Source organism: Nostoc sp. CCY 9925 (assembly GCF_963920935.1).
Classification (GTDB): domain Bacteria; phylum Cyanobacteriota; class Cyanobacteriia; order Cyanobacteriales; family Nostocaceae; genus Nostoc.
In genome coordinates, this window is sequence record NZ_CAWUDO010000087.1 from 1 (window position 1) to 23,635 (window position 23,635).

Here is a 23,635-nt window from a genome sequence, read left to right on the forward strand (position 1 = left end):
GAGCTTCCGCCTTGACGTTTAAGTATATCGCGCAGCCTGCAAGAGCTTCCGCCTTGCCTGTAAAAGCTTCCGCCTTGACTCAATGGCAAACAGCCTTGTGTTACCAACAAGGGGAAAAGGGAGAAAGGGCACAAATAAAGAACTTTTCCCCACAAGGTATAGAGCAAGTGTTTTTAAATATAGAGAACAAAAAAAAGAAGATTTTTAAGACACGTAGTGCGATACAAATCAGGAACAAAAAAAAGAAGATTTTTAAGACACGTAGTGCGATACAAATTAGTGTCTATATTTGAAACCCCTGCTTTTAAGTATGGGGTTTCCTTTCCCCTTTCCCCTTTCCCCCTTTCCCTTTCTTCATTGTGTATTTGCAATTACAGATTAACTTCACATAGACTAACTACTCTAGGCAAACCGCACATTGAGCCAAGTAGTTCTTAAGAATGATGTAGCCGTCAGGCAATGTTTGAAACTATGAAAGCACACGAGCTACAAAAAATGGAAAAAGCCGATGAAATCTCAAGAGACTCAAAATACAAAAACAGAGAATAAACCTGAGAATCTCAATGTTCAAGGAACGGGGAAATCTGAGCCTATAACTCAGGTACAAAGGAATAATGTAATCACTAATCGGGATTTACCCAATCCACTAGTTCGCTATGGATTTACCCTGGTTATCTTGGCTACTTTCTTATTTTTTGTGGCCATTTACTACGGAATTATTAACCCCTGAGTAATTGACCTACTTTAGTTCCAGAACTAAATACAAATTTTTATAATCACAGCTTGCTAAGCTCTACATGAATTTGAACTTAATTTTTTGTTTTTTTGCTAAATAATCTTTACTGTGCCATATATTTACAAAATTTTAAGCTCATTTTCATAGAGATTGTGGGAATTTCTGCGTGTTTATCAGTGTCTTTAAGACTACAAGTTCATTTAACATAAATATCCTCCGTTAGTTAGATGGAAGTAGTACTAATTAATTAGTTTATTACTGTAATAGAAATGAATTGCATCATACCCCTAAAAATGTAAGTGCAAGAATTACAGTAGATTACAAGGGAAGTAAATTACACAAATATTCGTCTGGTAGCGAGGTACAAAGGTTGTTTTACTCACCAAAGTTTCCACCGCCAAAAACCAGCGCTCGAACTTTTCTTTGAACTCACCAATTCTCAACGGCAGTTGTTATCCTATGGGTTACCCAAAGAAGCACAAGTTAGAGAAGCTACCAACGGACTGCCTCCTTTTGAATTCTGCTGTAAACATGTTTTTCCCTAAATATTCATCAGCTTTTGCTATTAGATTGACCTTGAATTTAAGGCTGAGAGGGTGCTGATTCAATTGCAAAAAGTTACTGGCTGACTATAACTAGTAACTTGGATTAGCGTTTTATGGAGATGTAATTAAATTGCATGGCCACAAAGTATCCTAAATTTAACCAGGATCTCGCACAAGACCCGACTACGCGTCGAATCTGGTACGCAATCGCTACGGGAAATGATTTTGAAAGCCATGATGGCATGACCGAAGAAAATCTTTACCAAAAGATTTTCGCTACTCATTTCGGTCACGTAGCAATCATTTTTCTGTGGGCATCTAGTCTATTGTTCCACGTAGCGTGGCAAGGTAACTTTGAACAGTGGATTAAAGATCCGCTGCATATCCGCCCCATCGCTCATGCGATTTGGGACCCCCACTTTGGTAAACCCGCAGTAGAAGCTTTTACTCAAGGTGGCGCTGACTATCCTGTTAACATTACTTACTCTGGTATTTACCACTGGTGGTATACCATCGGAATGCGGACGAACAATGACCTCTTCCAGGGTTCAGTGTTCCTCCTATTGTTAGCAGCATTGTTCTTGTTTGCTGGTTGGCTACACTTGCAGCCCAAGTACCGTCCCAGCTTGGCTTGGTTCAAGAGTGCTGAACCTCGTTTGAATCACCACCTAGCAGGTTTGTTTGGTGTTAGTTCTCTGGCTTGGACAGGACACCTTGTTCACGTTGCTATCCCCGAATCTCGCGGCGTTCATGTTGGTTGGAATAATTTTCTAACTACCTTGCCACACCCAGCAGGTTTAGCACCTTTCTGGAGGGGTGACTGGGGTGTATACGCCCAGAATGCTGATACGCCAGGGCATCTGTTTGGCACATCACAAGGCGCAGGAACGGCAATTCTGACTTTTTTGGGTGGTTTTCATCCCCAGACTGAATCGCTATGGCTGACTGATATGGCTCATCACCATTTGGCGATCGCAGTTATCTTTATCGTTGCCGGTCACATGTACCGCACGAACTTCGGGATTGGTCACAGCATCAAAGAAATGCTCAATTCCAGAAATTTCTTTGGCATCCAAACTGAAGGCCAGTTCAACTTACCCCACCAAGGGCTGTACGACACCTATAACAATTCTTTGCACTTCCAGTTATCCATACACTTGGCAGCACTGGGAACTGTTACCTCATTAGTCGCACAGCACATGTACTCACTGCCTCCTTATGCCTTCATGGCTAAGGACTACACAACGCAGGCAGCACTGTACACTCATCACCAGTACATCGCTGGGTTTTTGATGATTGGTGCCTTCGCCCATGCCGGTATTTTCTGGATACGAGACTACGACCCAGAGCAAAACAAAGGTAACGTTCTTGACCGGGTACTCAAGCACAAAGAAGCGATTATCTCTCACCTAAGTTGGGTGTCGCTATTCTTGGGCTTCCATACCCTGGGATTGTACGTCCACAATGATGTTGTGGTTGCCTTTGGCACTCCTGAAAAGCAAATTTTGATTGAGCCAGTGTTTGCTCAATTCATCCAATCTGCTCACGGGAAATTGCTGTATGGCATGGATACTTTATTATCTAACCCAGATAGCATTGCCTATACAGCTTGGCCCAACTACGGTAACGTGTGGTTACCAAATTGGGTAGATGCAATTAACGCCGGTACTAACTCCTTGTTCCTGACCATTGGCCCTGGTGATTTCCTGGTTCACCACGCGATCGCTTTAGGTCTGCACACCACCACGTTGATTTGTGTCAAGGGTGCTTTAGATGCCCGCGGTACCAAATTGATGCCTGATAAAAAGGACTTCGGTTTCACTTTCCCCTGTGATGGCCCTGGTCGAGGTGGTACTTGCCAAACTTCCTCTTGGGAACAGTCTTTTTATCTTGCGATGTTCTGGATGTTGAATCTCCTTGGCTGGGTAACTTTTTACTGGCACTGGAAGCATCTAGGTGTTTGGCAAGGTAACGTCGCTCAATTCAATGAGAACTCTACATACCTTATGGGTTGGTTCCGTGATTACCTCTGGGCTAACTCCGCTCAGTTAATTAACGGTTACAATCCCTACGGCACGAGTAATTTATCTGTCTGGGCTTGGATGTTCCTCTTTGGACACCTGGTTTGGGCAACTGGTTTCATGTTCCTCATTAGCTGGCGTGGCTACTGGCAAGAGTTAATTGAAACTCTAGTCTGGGCACACGAACGTACTCCGCTGGCTAACTTAGTTCATTGGAAAGATAAACCCGTTGCTTTGTCCATTGTCCAAGGTTGGTTAGTAGGTCTAGCTCACTTCACAGTTGGCTATGTCCTTACTTATGCAGCATTCCTCATAGCTTCAACCGCTGGTAAATTCGGTTGAAGTTTTTGATAGATATCCTCTGACCTTAGCTATCTCCCCCTCTATACCGTTAGCGTTAGGTTAAAGGGGGATTTTTGTATGCTGAAAGCAATTGAAAGCACTCGATATTGCAAACACTCAGCAGCAGCTTGCTACATCTATAGCAATTCGATTTTATTTTTGAAAAAATCTAAACAATAAGGTGTGTTACGCTTTGCTAACGCACCCTACTGGCGTGGCAAGGCTAAAATGTTGCAATAAAATTGTAGGTTGGGTGGAGGCTTTGCCAAAGCCAACATTCTGATATATGTTGGGTTGCGCTCCGCTTCAACCAACCTACGTCTAATGCACTGGATTACTCCTGCTTTAATATCTGCGGAATATAGGTTATAAATTTAACAAATCCCTGAAAAATGTAGTTAAGTTTTGAATTACTGGAATTTCCGATGTTTCAGCACCAATCCAATGATTATCACTAATACTTGTTTGATTAGTCTTACCTGGTTTCAAAACACTTACAACTGTGGCAATTATAGCCTTTTCTTGATCAAACGGTTTCCACTTTAAAGGCTTTTTATTTCTTTCTTCTTCAGAAAATTTATTTATATACTCTCTTGCTCTTTGCATATATTCAGGATAAACCAAATCTCCACAATCACAAATCAAAGTATCTAACACACCTTGTTGAGAATTATCTGGTAATATGTAAATTCCCAATCTTGGTGATCCTGCTATTACATTACCACTTTGACTAACTGTGGTGGGAAAATCAGGAAAATATTCTTTAAAGCCTTGATAATATTCTTCTGCAACTTGATCCGGTCTATCTTTATCAGCATCAGCTACAATCGCAAAAGCAAAAAGACTAGAACAATCAATATCAGATAATTTATCTTTCAAATTAGTAATTAAATTACTTCCTTCACCTGCATATATAGCCAAGGATATTCGGTCATTATATAATATTGTTGGCATATCTAATCTTAAATATAATTTTCCTGTTTTTGGAGGATATACAGGAATGAACTTGCGCCAAATTCCATTTAATTCAGATACATTACCGTCAAATTTAGAAAAGCCCAATAATTTACATAAAATTTTAGATATAAAAGCTTGATCATGATTTCCCTCAACACCAATTAAAACATATTCCCGACTCACCAACGCACCTCCTGACCTAATTCTTCTCTTAACCGTCTTAATCTATGTCCATCATGTCTGATTACTCTTGTTTTTTCTTCCTTTGGTTCTAACCGATAAAGCACTAAATCTGAATCAGATTCGGTTACTTCTAATAAAGCATCAACAGCTTCAAGACTATGGGTAGTTGCAAATAATTGAACATCCATTTCTGTACACCATTTAACCAGCCACTGAAAAGAACTTTGTAAGGCTTCCGTATGAATTGTTGATTCTAATTCATCAATCAAAAGAATACCACCTTTTACGCTGGCAAGTTTCAGAGCTATATGCAATAAACGACGAATACCATCACCAAAAGTGCTAACCGGTGCAAGTCCTAGTTTTTCATGTTGAATATAAATATTAAATTGAGAACTAGTAGATTCTGGAGATAATAAAATTTCGATATCGGAAATATTTGTATCCATCTGTTGTAATAATTTTACAACATCAGATTTAAAATTTTGAAACCTAGCTTCTGAAAGTAATCGAAATTGACCAATTGCTGAACGATGAGATGATGGTGTAACTGTGGCAGTATTCAAACTAGGCTCTCTGGTTCCTGATAGTCTATATAAAGGTTCATCCTCCCATAGTGAAAAATATTCAACAAAAGTAGGTGATTCACCAAGTAAAGTTAACAGATGATCATCTTTCAATATCTCTATTTTTAAATCAATTCCCTTCCGAACTCCTGGGCTGTCTTCAGTTTCAATTTCTTGCTCATTATCGTTACCAATTTCTTCATCATTTGTACCACTAATATTTCTTGTATTGTTTCCTTCAGATAAACGTATTCCCTCCATTTCTTCATAATTTGCTATCAACTTCTTGACAGGAAATAAACCAGTGCTAGAAATAAGAATAATTGGTTTATAAGGTTCTACAGCAAACGAAGTATGATTTGTAAATAACCATCTTAGTGCATCAATAAGCGGAGTGCGCGCTCTAATATCCTGCTCTCTTTGACGTGCTGTACTCAGCCATGATCTAATATCTAATGGATGACAGTAAATAGATAATGCTTCCAAAACACTGGTTTTACCTGAGTTATTAATACCAACAAGCAGGTTAATACGTCCGAGATCCTTTAGTTCTAAATCTCGAAGTCCTCTAAATTGATGAATTGTAATACTTTCTAAATTGCTCATAAGACTATTTTATCTCAAGCCTTATATCATAGATTATTTTTATGAACAATAAGCGCATCTTATGACAGATGCGCCTTGTTCTACTTGCATATCTTTCCTTTATGCGGAAATCAGCATTTCAATATCTACAGCCACAGCCTGTAACTCTTTCGCTTTCTCCTCTGGTAAAGCATCATTGGCAAACATCCCCGCTGCGAGTTCGGTTCCCGCCAGATATTTCAGCCTTTCGCTTGTCCGATACGGTGGGTAAAACTGGGCATGTAAATGCGCTTCTGGATGGGTTAAACCGTCCGTAGGCGCACCAAACCAAGCCATCAAGTAAGGAAATGGGCGATTCCACAAGCCGTCATATTTGAGAGTGACAGTTTTTAATGCTTTGGCAAGTCCCCATCGTTGTTGTGGGGTCAGATCCGTAAAAGTGCTAACTGGCTCTTTTGTTGCAAGCCAAACTTCATAGGGGTAACGAGCGCATACTGGGACAAAGGCGATCGCATACTCATCTTGATAAATAATCCGTTGATTGTCTGCAATCTCCTTCTGAATTAAGTCTTGCAGTAAACCACGCTGATGTTTTTCATAATACTCCTCCTGCATTGACAGCATTCGCGCTGGAACAGGCGGTATAAAAGGATAAGCATAAATTTGCCCGTGGGGATGGTGCAATGTTACACCTACTTCTACACCTTTATTTTCAAAGGGCAGGACGTACTGAATTTGGGGATTGGCTCCTAGTTCGCGGGTGCGATCGCCCCACACTTCCAACAGTAAATCAAGGTGATCCAGCTCTAAGGAACTTAGGGAAGCGCGGGCATCTTGGGTAAAAACCACTACCTCACAGGCTCCATTCGCTGGTAATGTTTCCACGATGGTATCAGGTGGATTGTTGGCTGTGGGAATCATTGAGGGAAAGCGGTTATCGAACACTGCCACGTCATACTTACCTTGGGGTAGTTCCGTGGGAAACTCAGGGTTGCTGGTAGGCGCGAGGGGATTATATTCTGGGGGCGGCATGAATGTCCGCCCTTGACGGTGACTGGCATAAGCTACCCATTCACCCCTTAGGGGATGCCAGCGCAGGTGGGGATTAGCTTGCACTGGCTCATTACTAGGGCTAGTGGCTGCTAACTGGCTAGTAATTGGGTAGCGACTGTATAACTTGAGTTTGCGTCCGTCGGGCTTTAACAGCTTGTGGGAGTACATAAACCTTGTCCTGAGAGGGTTGCAGCGCGGATTGCCTCAATGGGAAATTTTGGCGTGCGATCGCCGTACAATAAACCGTTAGCTTCTTGGAAGGTATCTGTCAATTGTGTGTAACAGAATCCGCTAAATAGCTCAATGTCATTAACTGTTTGGAGCAAAGCAGCGTATTTCATTTCTAATTCAGAAATATTCGAGCAGTTTTCATATCCCCAAGCTCCATCGGCATTAGGTTGATCGAGAGGTGCATAAGCGATACCACCAAACTCGGTCAACATCACTGGTTGTCCTTGATGGGGATAGTTATCCAGGGTGAGAATGCGTCCCCCAGGACGGCTACGCTCAAATAGATCCGATATCTGAATATCCGGTCTGTAGCGATGGGCTAATCGTTCAGGGTGGCGTTCATAGTCGTGAATAGCGAGGATGTCGGTATCCGTACTTTCCCAACCATCGTTACCAATTACTGGGCGAGTCGGATCGAGAGTCTTGGTGAGATGATACATTGCCAATACGTAGTTACGATGAGCCGCCGTCTCCACTAAATTTGGCACTCCCCAGGATTCATTAAACGGCACCCATGCCACAATACAAGGATGGCTGACATCTCGCTTGATGATTTCCGTCCACTCACGCGTCATGCGTTCCACGGCTTTCGGCGTGAAGCGGTAAGCGCTAGGCATCTCCTCCCATACTAACAACCCTAAAACGTCTGCCCAATATAAAAAGCGGGAGTCTTCAATTTTTTGGTGTTTGCGGACTCCGTTAAAACCCATAGCTTTGACGAGTTCTACATCACGTCGTAATGCTTCGTCATTGGGTGGAGTCATTAATGTATCAGGCCAATAACCTTGGTCGAGAACTAGGCGTAGATAGTAGGGACGACCGTTGAGCATAAAGCGATCGCGTTGAATGCTCACAGTCCGCATTGCTGTATAAGATTGGACTTCATCTAAAAGACGATCTTTATCCCATAGCTGAATTTGGGCATCTATCAGCGTCGGCTTTTCTGGACTCCACAGTAATTCATTACGGCAATCGTCAATACCCGGATCGCCCAGAACGATGCGACGGGTAATTTCACCATTGAATACTTCATAAGTATCGCTTGCTAACACGCGATCGCCAGTAGTGAGTTTTACTTTAATTTGTACGCCATAACTAGGTAAACTCCCAGCCAGCCCAGCTTCAAACCCAATTTCCCACCGTTCGCAGTCGGGAAGCCAACGAAGGTTACCGATATAAGTTTCACCTACACGTTCTAACCAGACTGTTTGCCAAATACCACTCGTGCGAGGATACCAAATACTATGCGGTTGCAACTGCCAATCCTGTTTACCACGAGGTTTGGCCAGGTCTTGGGGGTCGTCTTGCGCCCAAACTGTTACCTTTGTTGTCCCACTGTCATTTAAGGCATGGGTAATATCGAGGGTGAAAGATGTGTGTCCGCCTTCATGCTCGGCTATGTATTTATCGTTTACCCAGACACGAGCGCGATAGTCCACAGCGCCAAAATGTAACAGTAATCTACCGTCCCCTGGTGGTGTTTCAAATTCTCGCTCGTACCAGCAGTTTGGATGAAAACCGCGATCGCCAATCCCACTTTTGGTAGATTCGGGCGCAAAGGGAACTTCTATATGATGAGACCATTGGTTAATATTGCCTGGTTCGACACATTTTCCTTCGTCATCAAATGCGAATTTCCACAGCCCATTTAAAGTTTGCCAGTGTGAGCGCTTTAACAATGGTCGCGGATGTGTTGCTGTTAAGTCCACAAAATTACTATCAGTTTTAGAGGCTAATTTAACCTCAGGATTCTCCAAATCTAACAATTTCATCAAATTTCCTCCCTATCCATAACTCAATCAACCCCTGCTATAGATTAAATCCAGATCCAAATATTGGATTCCCAGATAAAGCAAGAGTTTTTATCCGATCGATGAACAATCGGATTGAGCTAGTAGTATTGTATTTTTGTGTAGCCAAACTGATACCTTCCGCACTTAGGTGTTGAAGTATAACAAGAAGTTTATATACGCCTAGCTCGTGACATTATGGCATATACCTTACCAATCTTTGCCAGGTTATCTAAAAAAAAAGCATTAAATTTAGGTCGCTAATAACTATCATAAATCTGCCACAGGATAAAGTACTTGTCATGAGAATTTTATTTATATAAATTGTTTAAGCAGTTTTTTGGAAAATTATTTATTTAGTTAATCAGCATTAGCAAAGAAGAGAAAAATCAGTAAAATCAGGTTATATAAGAAGATAACCTCAGCATTCGTTAAATATTGCTAGATGTATGCCATTTTTCCCTACAAACGTAGTTGTAAAGTCATTGGTTGAGTTGCCAGTGGCTATTAGCCGCATGTTACGAAGAAAAGTTGAATCCTTAAAGCTGAGTTCAGGGGTATAAAGGTATAGGGTGTAGGGGAGGAGCGTTGACTTCCAAGTATAATTACTTAGTAGCTACAGCGTATTTCAGGTAAATGAAGTATACGGGTAGGGGCACAAGATGTTGTGCCTCTACGATTAATGGTGTCATGAATCAAAAATCCATTAATCTTTTTGCTTAGTTACGGAATGTAGGGTGTGTCCTTCTACTTTCCTACTTCAGCAATCTTAGACCACTGAGCGTAACTAAAACTGTGGAACCTTCATGGCCAATAACGCCGATGGGTAAGTTAATATTTCCCAGAAAGTTGCCCACTAAAAGCAAGACAATAAAACCCAACGCTACGACTATATTCTGTTTGACTATGAGTTGCGATCGCCTGCCTAAATGTATTGCCACAGCAATCTTTTCTAACCTGTCTGCCATCAAAACTATATCTGCGGTTTCCAATGCTACATCACTACCCGCGCCTCCCATTGCTATACCTACAGATGCTTGCGCTAAAGCTGGTGCATCATTGATGCCATCACCCACCATTGCCACAGTTTGATACTTTTGCTGTAAACGACGAATTACATTCAGCTTATCTTCTGGCAAAAGTTGAGCATACACTCGGTCAATTCCTACCGTTTTGGCCACACTATTGGCAGTTTCCTGATTATCCCCAGTTAACATGACAATTTGTTCAACTCCCAATTTTTTTAACCGGCTAATAGTCGCCGCTGCTTGCACTCTCACCTCATCTGCAATGGCAATGATACCCATCACTTGATAAGACACAAAGACAGGGAGACGCGGTGATGGGGAGAGTGTTGGTAATAGTTTCCCTTCCTCCTCGCGTCTGAGTGCCCCCGTATCCTCTTTCCCCGCGTCCCCGTGTCCCCACGTCCCCGTATCCTCTTGAGCTGCTACCCAAACGACAGTTTTACCTTCTTGTTCCAAACATTGAGCCATTTGTCCCAATTCTTCAGGTAAATTTGTTACATATTGCTGCACAAAATTGGCATTCCCAACAATCACCTGTTGTTCTTTGAAAATTCCCACAATTCCCTGGCCGGGTATGGCTTGCACTTGAATTGCACCAACCCAGTTTAAATCAGCAGCGGCTTGTACAATTGCCTTACCGATGGGATGTTCGGAAGATGATTCGACACTAGCAGCGGCTTTTAATACGTCTAGTTGTGTGTATTTACTAAGGGGAATGACTTGGAATACCTGCACTTGTCCTGTTGTGAGAGTACCAGTTTTATCAAATGCGATCGCCCGAACTTTACCTATCTTCTCTAACTGTGCGCCATTCTTAAATAAAATTCCTTGTCTTGCACCGTTGGCAATTCCTGAAAGCAGAGTGGGCATAATTGCAGCCATCAACGCGCAGGGAGAAGCTACCACTAAGAAAGTGAGGGCGCGATAAATGGTAGTTTCCCAATCCCAACCCCAGAGGAAGGGCGGTAAAGTTGCCAGTAATATCCCAGCTACTACAATGACTTTGGCATATCCTTTTTCAAAGCGATCGATAAATTCTTGGGAAGGGGGAGCTTCTGTCTTTGCTTGTTCTACCAAACGAATCACCCGCTGAATCAAACTACTTTGGGCTGGTTTGTGGACTTTAATCTGCAATGCACCATAACCGTTGAGTGTACCGGCAAACACTTCTGCACCGACTGTTTTCTCTACAGGTAAAGACTCGCCTGTAATTGCGGCTTGATTAATGGTGCTGTAACCAGACACGATAATTCCGTCTGTAGGAATTAACTCTCCAGGTTTGACGACAATTTCATCACCAACTTTTAGCTGACTGATAGAAACTTCCTCTTCCCTTCCCTGAAGCAAAACCCTGGCTGTATCTGGTGTCAAACTCATCAAACTCTGAATACTCTGCTCAGTTCGCTGCATGGCATAGCCTTCGAGTGCGCCACTGATGGCAAAGATGAGAATCAAAATTGCCCCATCAATAATTAAATGATATTCTCTTCGCCATAAGCCCAAACTAGCAGCACCAATGGCGGCAACAATCATCAACAAATCTACATCGAGTTCTTTTTCTTTGAAAAGGGTAGTTAGTCCCTCCCGCGCACTTTCGTAACCACCAATGACGTAAGCAGCAGGTAGCAACAGCAGCGCTAATTCCAAAGCGCCGAGATGTAGGGCGAACCATCCCAGAAATAACAACAACCCACAAACTAGGGCTGCTAAGATATCTGCGTGTTCTCTGGTGAATTGGGTGAAACGTTGGGGGTAAAGCATGAGAGGTGAATTGAGAGGGGCTTTCTCAGGCTAAAGCTTGACATCAATGTTAATGTCAAGCTTTATAATGATTTTGAAACGCAGAGGAGCGCTGAGGGAAGTGCAAAGGTACGCAAAATTAAATGTTTATCTGTGTTTCTGGAGGGTTTTTCAAGAGTGGGATGTGGGTAAATGGGACGATTTAACTGTTAGTTTAAAATTGCACTAGGAGGCAAAAATTTATGCTCAAGCGAATATATATTGATAACTTTCGCGGCTTGGTAAATTTCGAGATGAATTTTGACTCGATTAACCTGTTTCTTGGTGGTAATGGAACAGGTAAATCAACTGTTTTTGAAGTTTTACGGAGAATTCAACTTTTTGTAAGTGGCGTCGCTAAGGTAGAAGGACTTTTCCCAATTTTTGACTGCACTCGCTGGCAAACTTTACCAATTCAGCGTTTTGAAATAGAAATTGACGGAAATGATGGCAATTATAAATATGAACTTGCTATTGAACACAATCTAGAAGATCGCCATGTGCAATATGAACGTTTGTGGTTTGATAACCAACCTTTATTGAAGTTCGAGAGAGGCGAAGTTCAAATTTTTTCTGACAATAATTCTGTAGGACCGAAATATCCTTTTAATTGGTCTCAGTCCATATTACCTTTATTGCTAGCAAATAATGAGATGACAAAACTAAACTGGTTTAAACAACGAATGGAGCGATTTATTATTGTACAAATTATTCCTAGTCTGATAATTAATGGTAGTGAGAAAGAAGAAGTACAACTGAGTCATAAAATGGAAAATTTTGTTTCTTGGTATCGTTATATTTCACACGATCAAGGCAAGGTAGCTGAGCTAATAAATGTTTTAAAAGATGTTTTAGACGGTTTTGTTAGTTTCAAATTTGCTCAGTTCGGCGTAGGCTATACAACTTTAAAATTACGATTTGCATCTGTTGTAAATCCTAAAAATATTATTGATTATTACTTTAATGAATTATCTGATGGACAAAAAGTGCTAATTGCTCTGTACACCCTTGTTTATTGCACTCAGTCTGAAGATTACACGTTGTGTATAGATGAACCAGAAAATTTTTTAGCGCTACCGGAAATTCAGCCTTGGCTAGTTCAGCTTTATGACTTTTGTAGCGAGCAAAAAATCCAGGCTTTATTAATTTCTCATCATCCTGAATTAATTAATTATCTTTTAGCATCACCTATAGGTTATTGGTTTGAGCGTCAGAGCAATGCTCCTGTGCGGGTGAAAAAAATTAGTAATGAAGTTGCTGAAAATACTGGATTACCCATTTCAGAACTGATTGCGCGAGGATGGCTATATGAGCCAGCGTAGAGTACAAATTGTAATTCTGTGTGAGGATAAACAACAAGAAGTTTTTGCTCGACATTTTCTCAAAAAACGAGGTTTTATTTTAGATAAAAATCTCCGAATTACAATTTGTCCAAAAGGTGCAGGAGAGCAGTTTGTCAGAAAACGTTATCCCGCAGAGGTAAAAGCATACCGCAGTAAAAACTATCTTTCTGGAATCCTAGTAGTGTTGATTGATGCGGATAAAAAAACGGTTGAGGAAAGGCTGAAGCAATTAGATGATGCATTGAGAGAAGATTCACAACAGATTCGTCAGCCTCAAGAAGCGATCGCTATATTTATCCCCAAAAGAAATATTGAAACTTGGATACACTATTTACAAGGTGAAACTGTTGACGAAGAAACAGAATATTCAAAATTCACCAATGAGTCAGCTTGCAAGCCGTATGTAGAAAACTTGCTAAATCAATGTTACCAAGGCTTAGATGAAAATGCACCGCCATCTCTTCAGGCGGCTTGTGGAGAATTACAAAGAATTTTGCCGTTTTTGGAATAAATTATGAATGCTGGTTGCTTAACTATTAAAGAACTCACAGATGCAGTGGGTAGTGGTTTGACTCCGCGGATGGTGCGGCATTATCATCAACTAGGATTGTTACCGCAACCAGTACGATCGCCTAGCAATTATCGTCTCTACACCCAAAAAGATGTTCTACGATTGCAACGGATTGTCGCACTCAAGCAGCAAGGGTTTCAGCTAAATCATATCCGCCACATTTTGGAAGTGGAACCAGAAGCGGACACAAATCAAAACCTGATGGCGCAACTGCAACAGCAATATCGCGCGGTGATGCAACAAATCTCCCAACTACGGCAAACTGCATCAGCATTAGAAGGATTATTAGGACGCGATCGCCATTGTCAAATTATGCAGGCGGAAGTCCTCGCACAACTCAAGTTACTCGATGTGGAAACCCAAGCGGGATTGGGAGGACTGGAAAAATTGTGGAGTGGTTTGGATGCCGAAATTCATACGCACTCCGAGGCTTTTTCGGAATCGCTGCAACGTTTATTACCCGATTTATCTCACCGTTCGGAAATTGAACAACACTTAATTTCTCAGTTGGTTTTGGCTTGTGGTGATGTAAGTTTGGTATCTTTTGTCAAATTGAGTCGAGATGCGATCGCAGCTAGTCGAAAAGCTTTATCTTCTGGCTGTCAAATTGTTGTCGATACCCAAACTGTTGCTGCTGCTTTGGATCAAACTCGATTATTTCATTTGGGATGTCGCATTGAAACTCTGATTGATAATCCTCATATTACTACCGCCACAGAGGCGGAACTTGCCTTTTGGCAGCAGCAAGAATGGCGACAAAAATTGCAACAAGTAAATCAAGGTTGCGTGCTGGTAGTTGGTTATGCTCCCTCGGTGCTGCTAGAAGTTTCGGTGGCCATTGCTAATCAAAAAATTCAGCCTGCACTCGTAATTGCAATGCCCATCGGCTTTAGCCACGCTCCCGCCGCTAAGCGACAACTGATGCAACAACAAATACCTTTTATTACAGTTGAAGGAACTTTGGGAGGTGGCGCTTTAGCTGCAACTGCCCTGAATGCTTTGGTGGAATCACTAATTGATAAACCAGATTGCCATTGTTATCTCAAAGGTATACAGAATTCCGATTTGATTGCCTGAAAAAAGTCGCCCTCAACTCCAAAACCTGATTCCCTACTCCCTACTCCCTGCCTAAGCAAATAAGTTCAAAAAGAAAACCGGATTGTTAAATAATATTGAATTTGCTACACTTTACCAGTTTTAGTAATTCAATAATTCATAATTGTCACCACAAGCTACTAACTTGGTATAAGTTGCAATATAAATTGGAAAAATTTATAGTAAACAGACTCTCGCACTTAGAGTATAAATTATCATGCTACACAAGCTTTATGGAAGTATAAATCGATGCAAGTACTTTGAAGAAATTAGAAGTAAAGATAACTCAGATGTATAATTAGCGCGTCTCCTCCATCATCTTGAAAAAGATAGCGATTTAGGATTGGCAGGCTTTCTATTTTTTACTTTAATAAGGGGCATATGTGGCAACAAGAAAAAAAAGATACTTCAATAGTCAAACTGGTATTATGGGTTGCTTTAGCTACGACTCCGATGGCAGCAACTCTGGTAGTTTCAGCACCCACACTGGGGCAATCTGCACCTGAAACTCCGTCTTTCCCACTGCCACAAACAGTGGAAAATGGAACGACAGTGCGAATTAATGGTTCAAGTAGCTTAACTGCAATCAACCAAAGCCTCAAAGATAATTTTGAAAAACAGTTTTCAGGCACAAAAGTTGAAATTGCTGCGGATGGTACTGATCGGGCACTGAGAGATTTGCTAGATAGCAAAATCGACATAGCAGCAATCGGCCGTGGTTTAACGCCAGCCGAAAAAGCACTAGGACTCGAACAAGTGCGTTTGCGCCGTGAAAAAATTGCGATCGTGGTTGGTGCAGAAAATCCTTTCAAGCAAAGTTTAACTAGTAGGCAATTCGCCCGCATTTTTCGGGGACAAATTACAAATTGGTCGCAATTAGGCGGCCCTGACGCTAAGATTCGCGTCATCGATCGCCCCGAAACCAGCGATACTCGTGATACTTTTCGTGATTACCCAGCTTTCAAAGCTGCGAAATTTGCTACAGGCTCCAATGCTACCCAAGTAACTGACGATAACACCGCCGAAATCGTCAAACAACTAGGCAAAGACGGCATCAGCTATGTCCTAGCCAATCAGATATCAAAGTTAGAAGGTGTGCGAGTTCTGCAATTACATCAAACCTTGCCAGACGATGCCAAATATCCCTTCTCGCAACCATTAGTTTACGTCTACAAAAAAAATCCTAGCTTAGGTGCAGCAGGTTTTCTCGGTTTTGCTCTTGCACCACCAGGACAGCAGGCTATAGAACAAGCCAGAGTCGCTGAAGCTGAGGCGATCGCAACCAGCGTCTCACAACCTGCTGCCACAGTTTCCCCCAGTGGAGAAACCACACCGACTGCTACGCCTTCTCCCAATGCAACTACTTCTGTATTTGGCGAACAACCCTTTGTAGCTCCAGCTGAACCAGAAAAAGCTCCCATTGTCAATCGGGAAACACCATTTTGGTTGCTTTTACCTTTGCTGGTTACCACTGTAGGTGGAGGCTTGCTTTGGTGGCTTTTTGGCAGACGGCGATCTTTGCCTGAGAAAACAGACAACTCACTACAACTAAATCCCAATCCACCCAGCCCAGATGATGTGGAAACTGCAATCAATCCTAGCAGTACCCTTGAGTTGCCAGAAGACGAAACCCCCGATCGCACTCCTTTTCAAATTTATGGTCCAACATCATCTGACCTCACAGAGAATGGTACCCTACAACAGACAAGTAATGGCACAACCCCAAGCGTAGCTCTATCAGAGAATAACAACTTGGGAGCCACAGCTTTAATGGGTGGCGCTGCTCTAGCAACCGGAATCAGCGCGGCTACTTGGTCTAACTTTGCAGATCAAGAAAACGACGTAAGCAAAGATACATTTGAAGAGAATAATACCGAAGTAAATCCTCTTGAATCCGGCGAAGTTGCATGGGATATAGAAGCCCCAGCGGCTGTTGTCAATACTTCATATCCTCAGCTGGGTAATCTTCCAGAAGAAACATCTGATGAAGAACTGCCTTTATCTGAGGAAACAATCCCAACATCTGAATTAGCAGATGTGCCAAAAGCAACTTCCGATTTTGAGTATTGGGACACAGAAGTTAGCGAAGATGAGATCCAAGAAGAACTCCAGGCAGAATTGGAATGGCTAGAAAGTATCACCTCAACTGAAGATACACCCTTATCAGAATCCGGCGAAGTGGTAGCAGATGAACTGGCACAATTGCCAGAAGATGCCTTTAATGTGGTAGCAGATGCAGCCGAACCGCCTGTAGATTTACTAGAGGATGAATCGCCAGACTTTGGTGGTGCTGCGGCCTTGGCAGCTGCGGCAGGAATTGGAGCCTGGGCTGGTACGGTTAATGATGTACCCGTAGCAGGCGAGACAAGTACTGGTTTCGTATATACAGAACCAGAAAGCCGTATTTTCCTGACACCCCGTACTCATACATTGGCTGATGTCTCTTGGGAAATTTCCGAAAACCAAAAGTCAGCACTGCGACAACAAGGCGTTTCTCAGCTGTTAGTGCGGCTGTATGATGTGACTGGCATTGACCTGAGTTATCAAATTCCGGACTTTGTAGAGCAGTATGAAAGTGAAGAATTACTCAGCAAGAGTATGGAGATTCCCGCAAGCGATCGCGACTACATAGCTGAAATTGGCTATCTTGCTGAAGGCGATCGCTGGTTCCCCATAGCCCATTCAGCAATTGTGCGTTTCTTCAGTGCTGTTGAGCCAGATCCCATCGTGGAAGAAACAGCTGATGCAGAACAAGAAATTACTATTGTGCTGACACCCCGCAGCTACACATCCGCTGATGTCCGTTGGGAAATTTCCGAAAGCCAAAAATCAGCGCTGCGACAACAGGGTGTTTCCCAGTTGTTAGTGCGGCTGTATGATGCAACTGGCATTGACCTGAGTTATCAAAATCCCCAACTTGTACAGCAGTACGAAAGTGAAGAATTACTCAGCAAGAGTGTGGAAATTCCCGCAAGCGATCGCGACTACATAGCTGAGATTGGCTATCTTGCTGGAGGGGATCGTTGGTTTTCCTTAGGGCGTTCAGCAATTGTGCGTGTCTTCAGTCCTGTTGAGCCAGATCCCATCGTGGAAGATTTACCCGTGGTGGACCAAACAGCTGATGCAGAACAAGAAATTACTATTGTGCTGACACCCCGCAGCTACACATCCGCTGATGTCCGTTGGGAAATTTCCGAAAGCCAAAAATCAGCGCTGCGACAACAGGGTGTTTCCCAGTTGTTAGTGCGGCTGTATGATGCAACTGGCATTGACCTGAGTTATCAAAATCCCCAACTTGTACAGCAGTACGAAAGTGAAGAATTACTCAGCAAGAGTGTGGAAATTCCCGCAAGCGATCGCGACTACATAGCTGAGATTGGCTATCTTGCTGGAGGGGATCGTTGGTTTTCCTTAGGGCGTTCAGCAATTGTGCGTGTCTTCAGTCCTGTTGAGCCAGATCCCATCGTGGAAGATTTACCCATAGTAGACGAAACAGCTGATACAGAAGAACAAAGCACTATTGTCCTAACACCGCGCACTCCCAAGTGGGCTTATGTCTCGTGGTATATTTCCCCAACTCAAAAACAAGCACTGCGACAACAAGGTGGTTCTCAATTAGCAGTGCGGGTTTATGATGTGACTGGCATTGACCTGAGTTATCAAACTGCCCAACTTGTACAGCAGTACGAATGCGAAGAAGTAGCAAGCGATCGCTTTGTGGCGATTCCCGTGAGCGATCGTGACTACATAGCTGAGATTGGTTATCTTGCAGATGGCGATCGTTGGTTAACCGTAGCACGTTCAGCAATTGTGCGTGTCTTTAGTCGTTCTCAGGGAGATTTTTGGTTTGTTGCAGATGCTGAGTTGATTATTCACGGAGCAACCGAACCAAATACAACCGTAGCCATTGGTGGTAATGCCATCAAAGTCAAACCCGATGGTACTTTCCACCTACGTCTTCCCTTTTCAGATGGTTTAATGGACTATCTCATAACGGTAGCTGCTGATGGGGAATCTCCAAAAACTATTCATAAGAAATTCTCCCAAGAAACTTACGAAAGCTAATACCATTTTGGATTTTGCGAAAAGCTTTGGGCGGAGGAAATCTCTGCTCAAACTTTTCAAAACAGATTTTAGGGATTTTAAGCCGAGTACTTTTGACAAATCAAATTTCTTGCTGGTTTAACCAAGTTACTAAATCAGGTAGCGATGAAAATCGGAGAATAGCTCTACCTAAAACTTCTAGGCGTTCCTTATTTAAAAGTTGCACTCGCTCAATAATTGACGAATCAATTTCACCAAAGCGTTCATCAAGTAAAAACAGACAAAATTTAAGTGCTTCTTTTTGTTCGCCGCGTTGTTCACCGCGTTGTTCGCCGCGTTGTTCGCCGCGTTGTTCTCCCTTCTGTAAAATATATTGATAAATCACTGATTCTTGCATATTTTCCTCCCGTAATAATTGCAGAATCAAATCTTTCTCAAACTTTAACCCTGCTAAAATCTCTGTGTATGCAACCGTATTTTGTCTAGTCTCAATATCTGGAATTTTAGCAATTTCTTCTGCAACTTGCGATAATAACCTTGAGGCTGAATTGGTTCGTGTTAACGGTGCTAATGGTAACAACCCCAAATTACTCATAAATAGTTCCGAATCTTGCTCCCACATTCGGATAACTCGATAACGATGAGTTGTGACTTCGCTGACATATTCTGTGATAAAGGCGATTTCATCACTAGTTTCTTGCAAGAAAATCACTACTTGTGTGACTGGAACTTGATATCTACGTGTCAATCGGACGTAGTAATCTAGCATCCGCAGCGAAATTGGTGTTTGAGATTTAATTGTAGTTTGAAATTCTAGGTGTAAAATCCGATTTTCTATTTGCAAGAACGTCACAGAATCAGCACGAATTGGTTCAATGCTCAATTCGGTTTTTAAGATTTTAATTGTGCGTGGTTCTTGATTCAATAACCAGCGAATAAAATCACGAGGATATTTTTCTGCGAGGGCTTTACACAGGTTGTCATATTCTGCCATCTAGAGATTCATTCGCATATTCACTGAGGATGATGGCTAATTATAAATTAACCTATACAACAACGCAAAAGAAGTTACAGCGTTTTTCAGGTAAATAAAGTACACGGGTAGGGGCGAACAGCTGTTCGCCCTTACAATTATCCGTACATCACAAAGTTGCAATCTGCTGTAAGTAGTAGCGTAGCAAGCCTAAAGTCGTGGATTCAACAATTCAAAATTCAAAAACTGACTCACATTCAGTAGTGCAAATTCTTATGTAAGATGTATTAGATTATACTAACTACACTTTGTAAACTTGTAAAAAACCCCATCCTTGAGAGAGGGTGGGGTTAGTTACGTTACTAAGGCTATTTAACTAGAGATTATATCACTGAAATTACGCAAGCGATCGCCCAGATACAATAATGAAGCCGACAGAATCAAGTTTAATTTGTGGCTGGCGAATTCCCTCTAAAATAGCTGCACTTAAAGCAGTTTCTATTTTGAGTTCTTGGGCTAGTGCTTGATCCCAAGTTTGCTGATTTAGCAACAAGCGTAACTGTTCTACTCTATTGCCTAATTTCTTCTCGGCAACGAAGCCACGTTTTTGGCACAATTCTATCAAATCAGGACGATTGGAAAGTAATGCTAAAGAAGCGTTACGTACTTGATAGCAATAATTTTGCCATTTACTAGGATTGACAAAATCGTCAATAATTTCTAAACGCTCTTTTGCGAGATTGTAATCTCGTTGTTGAGTATTGTTTTTATCTTTATATGGACGTTGTAAGATATCCAACAAAACTCGATCTTCAACAACAGATATTGGCTCCTGGCGACCATCAATATAGATAGTTTCCATAATTGGTGGAAATAGAGCATCTACACGTCGCTGCAAAATTTTGAATTGAGAATTATCGAGTTTGTTCTCGATTAAAACTTGTCTGGCAATTTTTAAATTTGTCTCGACTATATAATTGTATTGGAAACCGAACCATTCCTTGCCTTCTTTTGCATCCCAAGATGCATCAGTGCGCCACATAGCAAAGGCTTGACCCCGGTCATCCCAATCTATATAGTTCAACAATGCTTCTACAAATCCTTCTCCAATTCGCAAGAGTTTAACATCAGAATTTTGGTTTGCTACCCTGCGATTATAAGTACCGTATTTGTCTAAATAACTGTCAGCAAAACGGGTTTTTAACTCATTTATCGGCACCAAAGTACGGGTTATCGGTTGATAACGTTTCATTTCTGAAGAATCTGGGTTAGTCATTGGCTTGAAACCCAACGCATCACAAATCCAGCCTTCAATTGCTCGCTTCATTTCTAAATGGCGAGCATCATAATTATCTAAATCTTGAAAATACTCGGTTGCAATTTCATCATTGGCGTCGATTTCATCTAAAGCATTCAATTCGCTAATCTTGAGGATTTCAGCTTGGATTTGTGCTTGAATTGGCTCAATCATTTGCACCAGTCCAGCAGCACCTGATTGAAATAAAGCTGCTTCTAATTCTGGGAGTTTTTCATCTACGTAAAACTGGAAACTGGCAATTGATTGTTGAAAAATCCCAAATCCATTTTTCAAAACTTGATACCAAGCATTCTGCGGGCTATCTTCTAAATAAGGCCCAATCAATACACAAGATTGGACTCCAATTTTGCTGCCAATTCGGTCAAGTCTACCAATTCTTTGTTCTAATTGATTAGGTGACCAAGGAAGATCGAAATGAATTAACCAGTCAGCAAACTGGAGATTACGTCCTTCTTCTCCAGAGCGATCGCATACTAAAATAAAGCAGTTGGGATTGTTTTTGAATCTATTTAAACCCGACTCAACTTTATCCGGTGATTCTCCAAATTGATGGCTGACTACTGTCTCTGCACCAAAGGTATCAGATAAGTAGCGCACAATTTCAGCACAACTTTGGGCAAAACTGGTAAATATAATAAATTTGGGAAAAATATCGCCCGCAATTGGTCTACGAATTCTCTGCTGTATCCTGGTAATAAATTCTTTTTGATTTCTGCGAACGTTTGGCGGAATTTTGAAGTATGTACCCAGCTGATTCAGTATTACTGTTCTTAAATTTTCCTTGCGTTCTCCGTCTTCTACAGGTTGACGAATAACCTTTAATATGGATTGTAAAATCTCTTCTTCCCCGGAAAATTTGCCAGTTATAGTTAATAGCCGAATATCATCTTCTTTAAATTCCTGAATCAATTTAGCGTGTGGTTTACCAGTTAAACGAGTTGTAACTACTTGTTCTAAAATGCCTAACCAAGTGCCAGCAGCAAGGAATAACAATAGAAAAATTCGCTGATATTGTTTTTCATTGGGAGCAACACTACGCCATTGATTGATGAGTTCGTGAATATCAAGCGATCGCTCATCTAAATCATATTCTTCTTTGGGCGTAAAATTGCGGTCAAATATCACATCTTCCACCGCAGCGCGACGGTTACGAAGCATTCGTCGATATAATCTATAGGTATCGCTGATGTGGCTGCGAATTGCTTGGACGAGTTGATTTTGCTCAGGAGAATTTGTTTGTAAACAAGTTTCTAAATCCTCCGCTAACTTGAGTAAAGACTGATCTTCAGGAAACAGGTTGCGTAATTCCTGCAAATTGTTTTTCAAGACAAGAGGCTTTGCATCTTCTCTCAAAGCCAGCAGCACTTTACCAATTTGTTGGCGGCTGGCAACTTGAGCGCGAAAACCTGCTAAATCCTGTAGTCTATAGGTTGTGGGGTCGAGCAAATGCAACATCGCTAAGAAATCTTGCTCGTGATTCACAACAGGATTAGCGGATAATAAAAGTAAGCGATCGCTTTTATGAGCCAGTTGTTTGCAAGTCTCAAAACGCTGGCGCACTGCTGCATCTTTAGAGGTCGCCATTGCTGCAATGTTATGGGCTTCATCTAATATTAAACAGCCGATCTTAGCTTTGAGATTAATTTTATGAATATCTTCAACTGCTACTACCGCTATCCGTTTGGGAAAATGAGAGATATAAAACTTGTTTTCTAACTCAGTCCGCCATTGTTGTAGCAAATATTGAGGAACTATAACCACCGCACCTTTTTTCGGTTCATCTAACAGAAATTGACGCAGAATTGCACCCGCTTCGATAGTTTTTCCTAGTCCCACTTCGTCTGCTAATATATAGCGTTGAATTGGATCTTCCAGTACCCGTCGGACAACTTCAACCTGATGTGGATAAAGATTAATATTTGCCGAAATTAGCCCCGTCATCCCGCGACTGACAGCGCGTTGCTGAATCAAAGATTTCACGAACGCCAATCTTTTGTCGTGGAAGTACGGCGTTTCGTGACCCTTCATTGCCAAAGTTTCAATGGGGTCTGTGTTCGGTAAATTACAACGGACGTAAATTTCTTCTTCCGTAACAATTGCAGTTTTCTTATCTGGCAAATCAACTTGATATTCTTCTGTATCTTCGTCCCAGACGAAAATCCTGCCAATTATCCATTTATCTTGGTCTTGAGACTTGATATAGCATCGCGCTTGGGGTTCAAGCCTGACTTGAGAAAGGGAACTTAAAGGTAAAGTTTTTTCTAGACGTTGCCCCAGAGAGCAGAAATACTCAACGATCGCATTAGTCTCAGATATTTCGATAACTTTTCCTATACCCAAATAATTATTCTGGGACTGTACTAGTAACCCAACTTTAATCATAGATCCAGTCCCCTAAACAGACTAAAAGTACCTTCCAGACTAGTTTATTCAGCCATATCTGGCAATTTTGCAGATCCACATTATAGACAATAA

Annotated in this window: 14 protein-coding genes; 7 read left to right on the forward strand and 7 right to left on the reverse strand. The window is 41.8% G+C overall.

What is annotated here, in order from left to right:
• From ACM0OY_RS30585 to psaB, 3 genes are all read left to right on the forward strand, one after another.
• Nucleotides 1-293 (forward strand): hypothetical protein (locus ACM0OY_RS30585; RefSeq protein ID WP_414572528.1); only part of this gene is annotated, 293 nt, incomplete at its 5' end.
• Nucleotides 294-508: 215 nt separating this feature from the next.
• The gene (locus ACM0OY_RS30590) at nucleotides 509-730 is read left to right on the forward strand and encodes a hypothetical protein (RefSeq protein WP_414572529.1); all 222 of its coding nucleotides are present in this window, start codon (nucleotides 509-511) and stop codon (nucleotides 728-730) included.
• A gap of 685 nt (nucleotides 731-1,415) precedes the next feature.
• On the forward strand, nucleotides 1,416-3,644 hold the full coding sequence (gene psaB / locus ACM0OY_RS30595; protein WP_414572530.1) for a photosystem I core protein PsaB: 2,229 nt from the start codon (nucleotides 1,416-1,418) through the stop codon (nucleotides 3,642-3,644).
• A 366-nt stretch (nucleotides 3,645-4,010) separates the two neighbouring features.
• On the opposite strand, the gene ACM0OY_RS30600 is transcribed toward psaB, so the two are convergent.
• The 5 genes from ACM0OY_RS30600 to ACM0OY_RS30620 all read right to left on the reverse strand — a co-directional run bounded on the left by ACM0OY_RS30600 (nucleotide 4,011) and on the right by ACM0OY_RS30620 (nucleotide 11,798).
• Nucleotides 4,011-4,784 carry a DUF3226 domain-containing protein gene (locus ACM0OY_RS30600; protein ID WP_414572531.1) on the reverse strand — a complete coding sequence of 258 codons (774 nt, stop codon included), beginning with the start codon at nucleotides 4,782-4,784 and terminating at the stop codon, nucleotides 4,011-4,013.
• A complete protein-coding gene (locus ACM0OY_RS30605) occupies nucleotides 4,781-5,956 on the reverse strand; it encodes an AAA family ATPase (RefSeq protein ID WP_414572532.1) in 1,176 nt (391 codons plus the stop codon). The genes ACM0OY_RS30600 and ACM0OY_RS30605 overlap by 4 nt, the downstream gene beginning before the upstream one ends.
• Before the next feature lie 99 nt (nucleotides 5,957-6,055).
• On the reverse strand, nucleotides 6,056-7,156 hold the full coding sequence (gene galT, locus ACM0OY_RS30610) for a galactose-1-phosphate uridylyltransferase (protein ID WP_414572533.1): 1,101 nt from the start codon (nucleotides 7,154-7,156) through the stop codon (nucleotides 6,056-6,058).
• Nucleotides 7,135-8,991, reverse strand: coding sequence for a glycoside hydrolase family 2 protein (locus tag ACM0OY_RS30615; protein WP_414572534.1), 1,857 nt, complete (start codon nucleotides 8,989-8,991; stop codon nucleotides 7,135-7,137). The genes galT and ACM0OY_RS30615 overlap by 22 nt, the downstream gene beginning before the upstream one ends.
• 773 nt (nucleotides 8,992-9,764) lie before the next feature.
• Nucleotides 9,765-11,798 carry a heavy metal translocating P-type ATPase gene (locus tag ACM0OY_RS30620; RefSeq protein ID WP_414572535.1) on the reverse strand — a complete coding sequence of 678 codons (2,034 nt, stop codon included), beginning with the start codon at nucleotides 11,796-11,798 and terminating at the stop codon, nucleotides 9,765-9,767.
• A gap of 221 nt (nucleotides 11,799-12,019) precedes the next feature.
• Here ACM0OY_RS30620 and ACM0OY_RS30625 point away from each other — a divergent pair, with 221 nt between their 5' ends.
• The 4 genes from ACM0OY_RS30625 to ACM0OY_RS30640 all read left to right on the forward strand — a co-directional run bounded on the left by ACM0OY_RS30625 (nucleotide 12,020) and on the right by ACM0OY_RS30640 (nucleotide 18,890).
• Nucleotides 12,020-13,138 (forward strand): AAA family ATPase, encoded by a 1,119-nt coding sequence (locus tag ACM0OY_RS30625; RefSeq protein WP_414572536.1) that lies wholly within the window; start codon nucleotides 12,020-12,022, stop codon nucleotides 13,136-13,138.
• Complete coding sequence (locus tag ACM0OY_RS30630; protein ID WP_414572537.1) at nucleotides 13,125-13,670, forward strand: hypothetical protein; 546 nt, start codon at nucleotides 13,125-13,127, stop codon at nucleotides 13,668-13,670. The genes ACM0OY_RS30625 and ACM0OY_RS30630 overlap by 14 nt, the downstream gene beginning before the upstream one ends.
• A 3-nt stretch (nucleotides 13,671-13,673) precedes the next feature.
• Nucleotides 13,674-14,807, forward strand: coding sequence for a precorrin-8X methylmutase (locus tag ACM0OY_RS30635; protein WP_414572538.1), 1,134 nt, complete (start codon nucleotides 13,674-13,676; stop codon nucleotides 14,805-14,807).
• Between the two features lie 399 nt (nucleotides 14,808-15,206).
• Entirely contained in the window at nucleotides 15,207-18,890 is a 3,684-nt protein-coding gene (locus tag ACM0OY_RS30640) for a DUF4912 domain-containing protein (RefSeq protein WP_414572539.1), read from the forward strand.
• Nucleotides 18,891-18,990: 100 nt separating this feature from the next.
• Here ACM0OY_RS30640 and ACM0OY_RS30645 read toward each other — a convergent pair whose 3' ends face one another.
• Together ACM0OY_RS30645 and dpdE are read right to left on the reverse strand one after the other, a co-directional pair.
• Nucleotides 18,991-19,863, reverse strand: coding sequence for an Rpn family recombination-promoting nuclease/putative transposase (locus tag ACM0OY_RS30645; RefSeq protein ID WP_414572540.1), 873 nt, complete (start codon nucleotides 19,861-19,863; stop codon nucleotides 18,991-18,993).
• A gap of 376 nt (nucleotides 19,864-20,239) precedes the next feature.
• Complete coding sequence (dpdE, locus tag ACM0OY_RS30650) at nucleotides 20,240-23,542, reverse strand: protein DpdE (RefSeq protein ID WP_414572541.1); 3,303 nt, start codon at nucleotides 23,540-23,542, stop codon at nucleotides 20,240-20,242.
• Between the last annotated feature and the right edge of the window lie 93 nt (nucleotides 23,543-23,635).

What these genes read in the sequence shown, in the direction of transcription:
- dpdE (WP_414572541.1), bottom strand. Translation starts at nt 23,542, where the DNA reads ATGATTAAAGTTGGGTTACTAGTACAGTCCCAGAATAATTATTTGGGT.
- ACM0OY_RS30635 (WP_414572538.1), top strand. Translation starts at nt 13,674, where the DNA reads ATGAATGCTGGTTGCTTAACTATTAAAGAACTCACAGATGCAGTGGGT.
- ACM0OY_RS30625 (WP_414572536.1), top strand. Translation starts at nt 12,020, where the DNA reads ATGCTCAAGCGAATATATATTGATAACTTTCGCGGCTTGGTAAATTTC.
- ACM0OY_RS30630 (WP_414572537.1), top strand. Translation starts at nt 13,125, where the DNA reads ATGAGCCAGCGTAGAGTACAAATTGTAATTCTGTGTGAGGATAAACAA.
- ACM0OY_RS30620 (WP_414572535.1), bottom strand. Translation starts at nt 11,798, where the DNA reads ATGCTTTACCCCCAACGTTTCACCCAATTCACCAGAGAACACGCAGAT.
- ACM0OY_RS30645 (WP_414572540.1), bottom strand. Translation starts at nt 19,863, where the DNA reads ATGGCAGAATATGACAACCTGTGTAAAGCCCTCGCAGAAAAATATCCT.
- psaB (WP_414572530.1), top strand. Translation starts at nt 1,416, where the DNA reads ATGGCCACAAAGTATCCTAAATTTAACCAGGATCTCGCACAAGACCCG.
- ACM0OY_RS30605 (WP_414572532.1), bottom strand. Translation starts at nt 5,956, where the DNA reads ATGAGCAATTTAGAAAGTATTACAATTCATCAATTTAGAGGACTTCGA.
- ACM0OY_RS30640 (WP_414572539.1), top strand. Translation starts at nt 15,207, where the DNA reads ATGTGGCAACAAGAAAAAAAAGATACTTCAATAGTCAAACTGGTATTA.
- ACM0OY_RS30590 (WP_414572529.1), top strand. Translation starts at nt 509, where the DNA reads ATGAAATCTCAAGAGACTCAAAATACAAAAACAGAGAATAAACCTGAG.
- ACM0OY_RS30615 (WP_414572534.1), bottom strand. Translation starts at nt 8,991, where the DNA reads ATGAAATTGTTAGATTTGGAGAATCCTGAGGTTAAATTAGCCTCTAAA.
- galT (WP_414572533.1), bottom strand. Translation starts at nt 7,156, where the DNA reads ATGTACTCCCACAAGCTGTTAAAGCCCGACGGACGCAAACTCAAGTTA.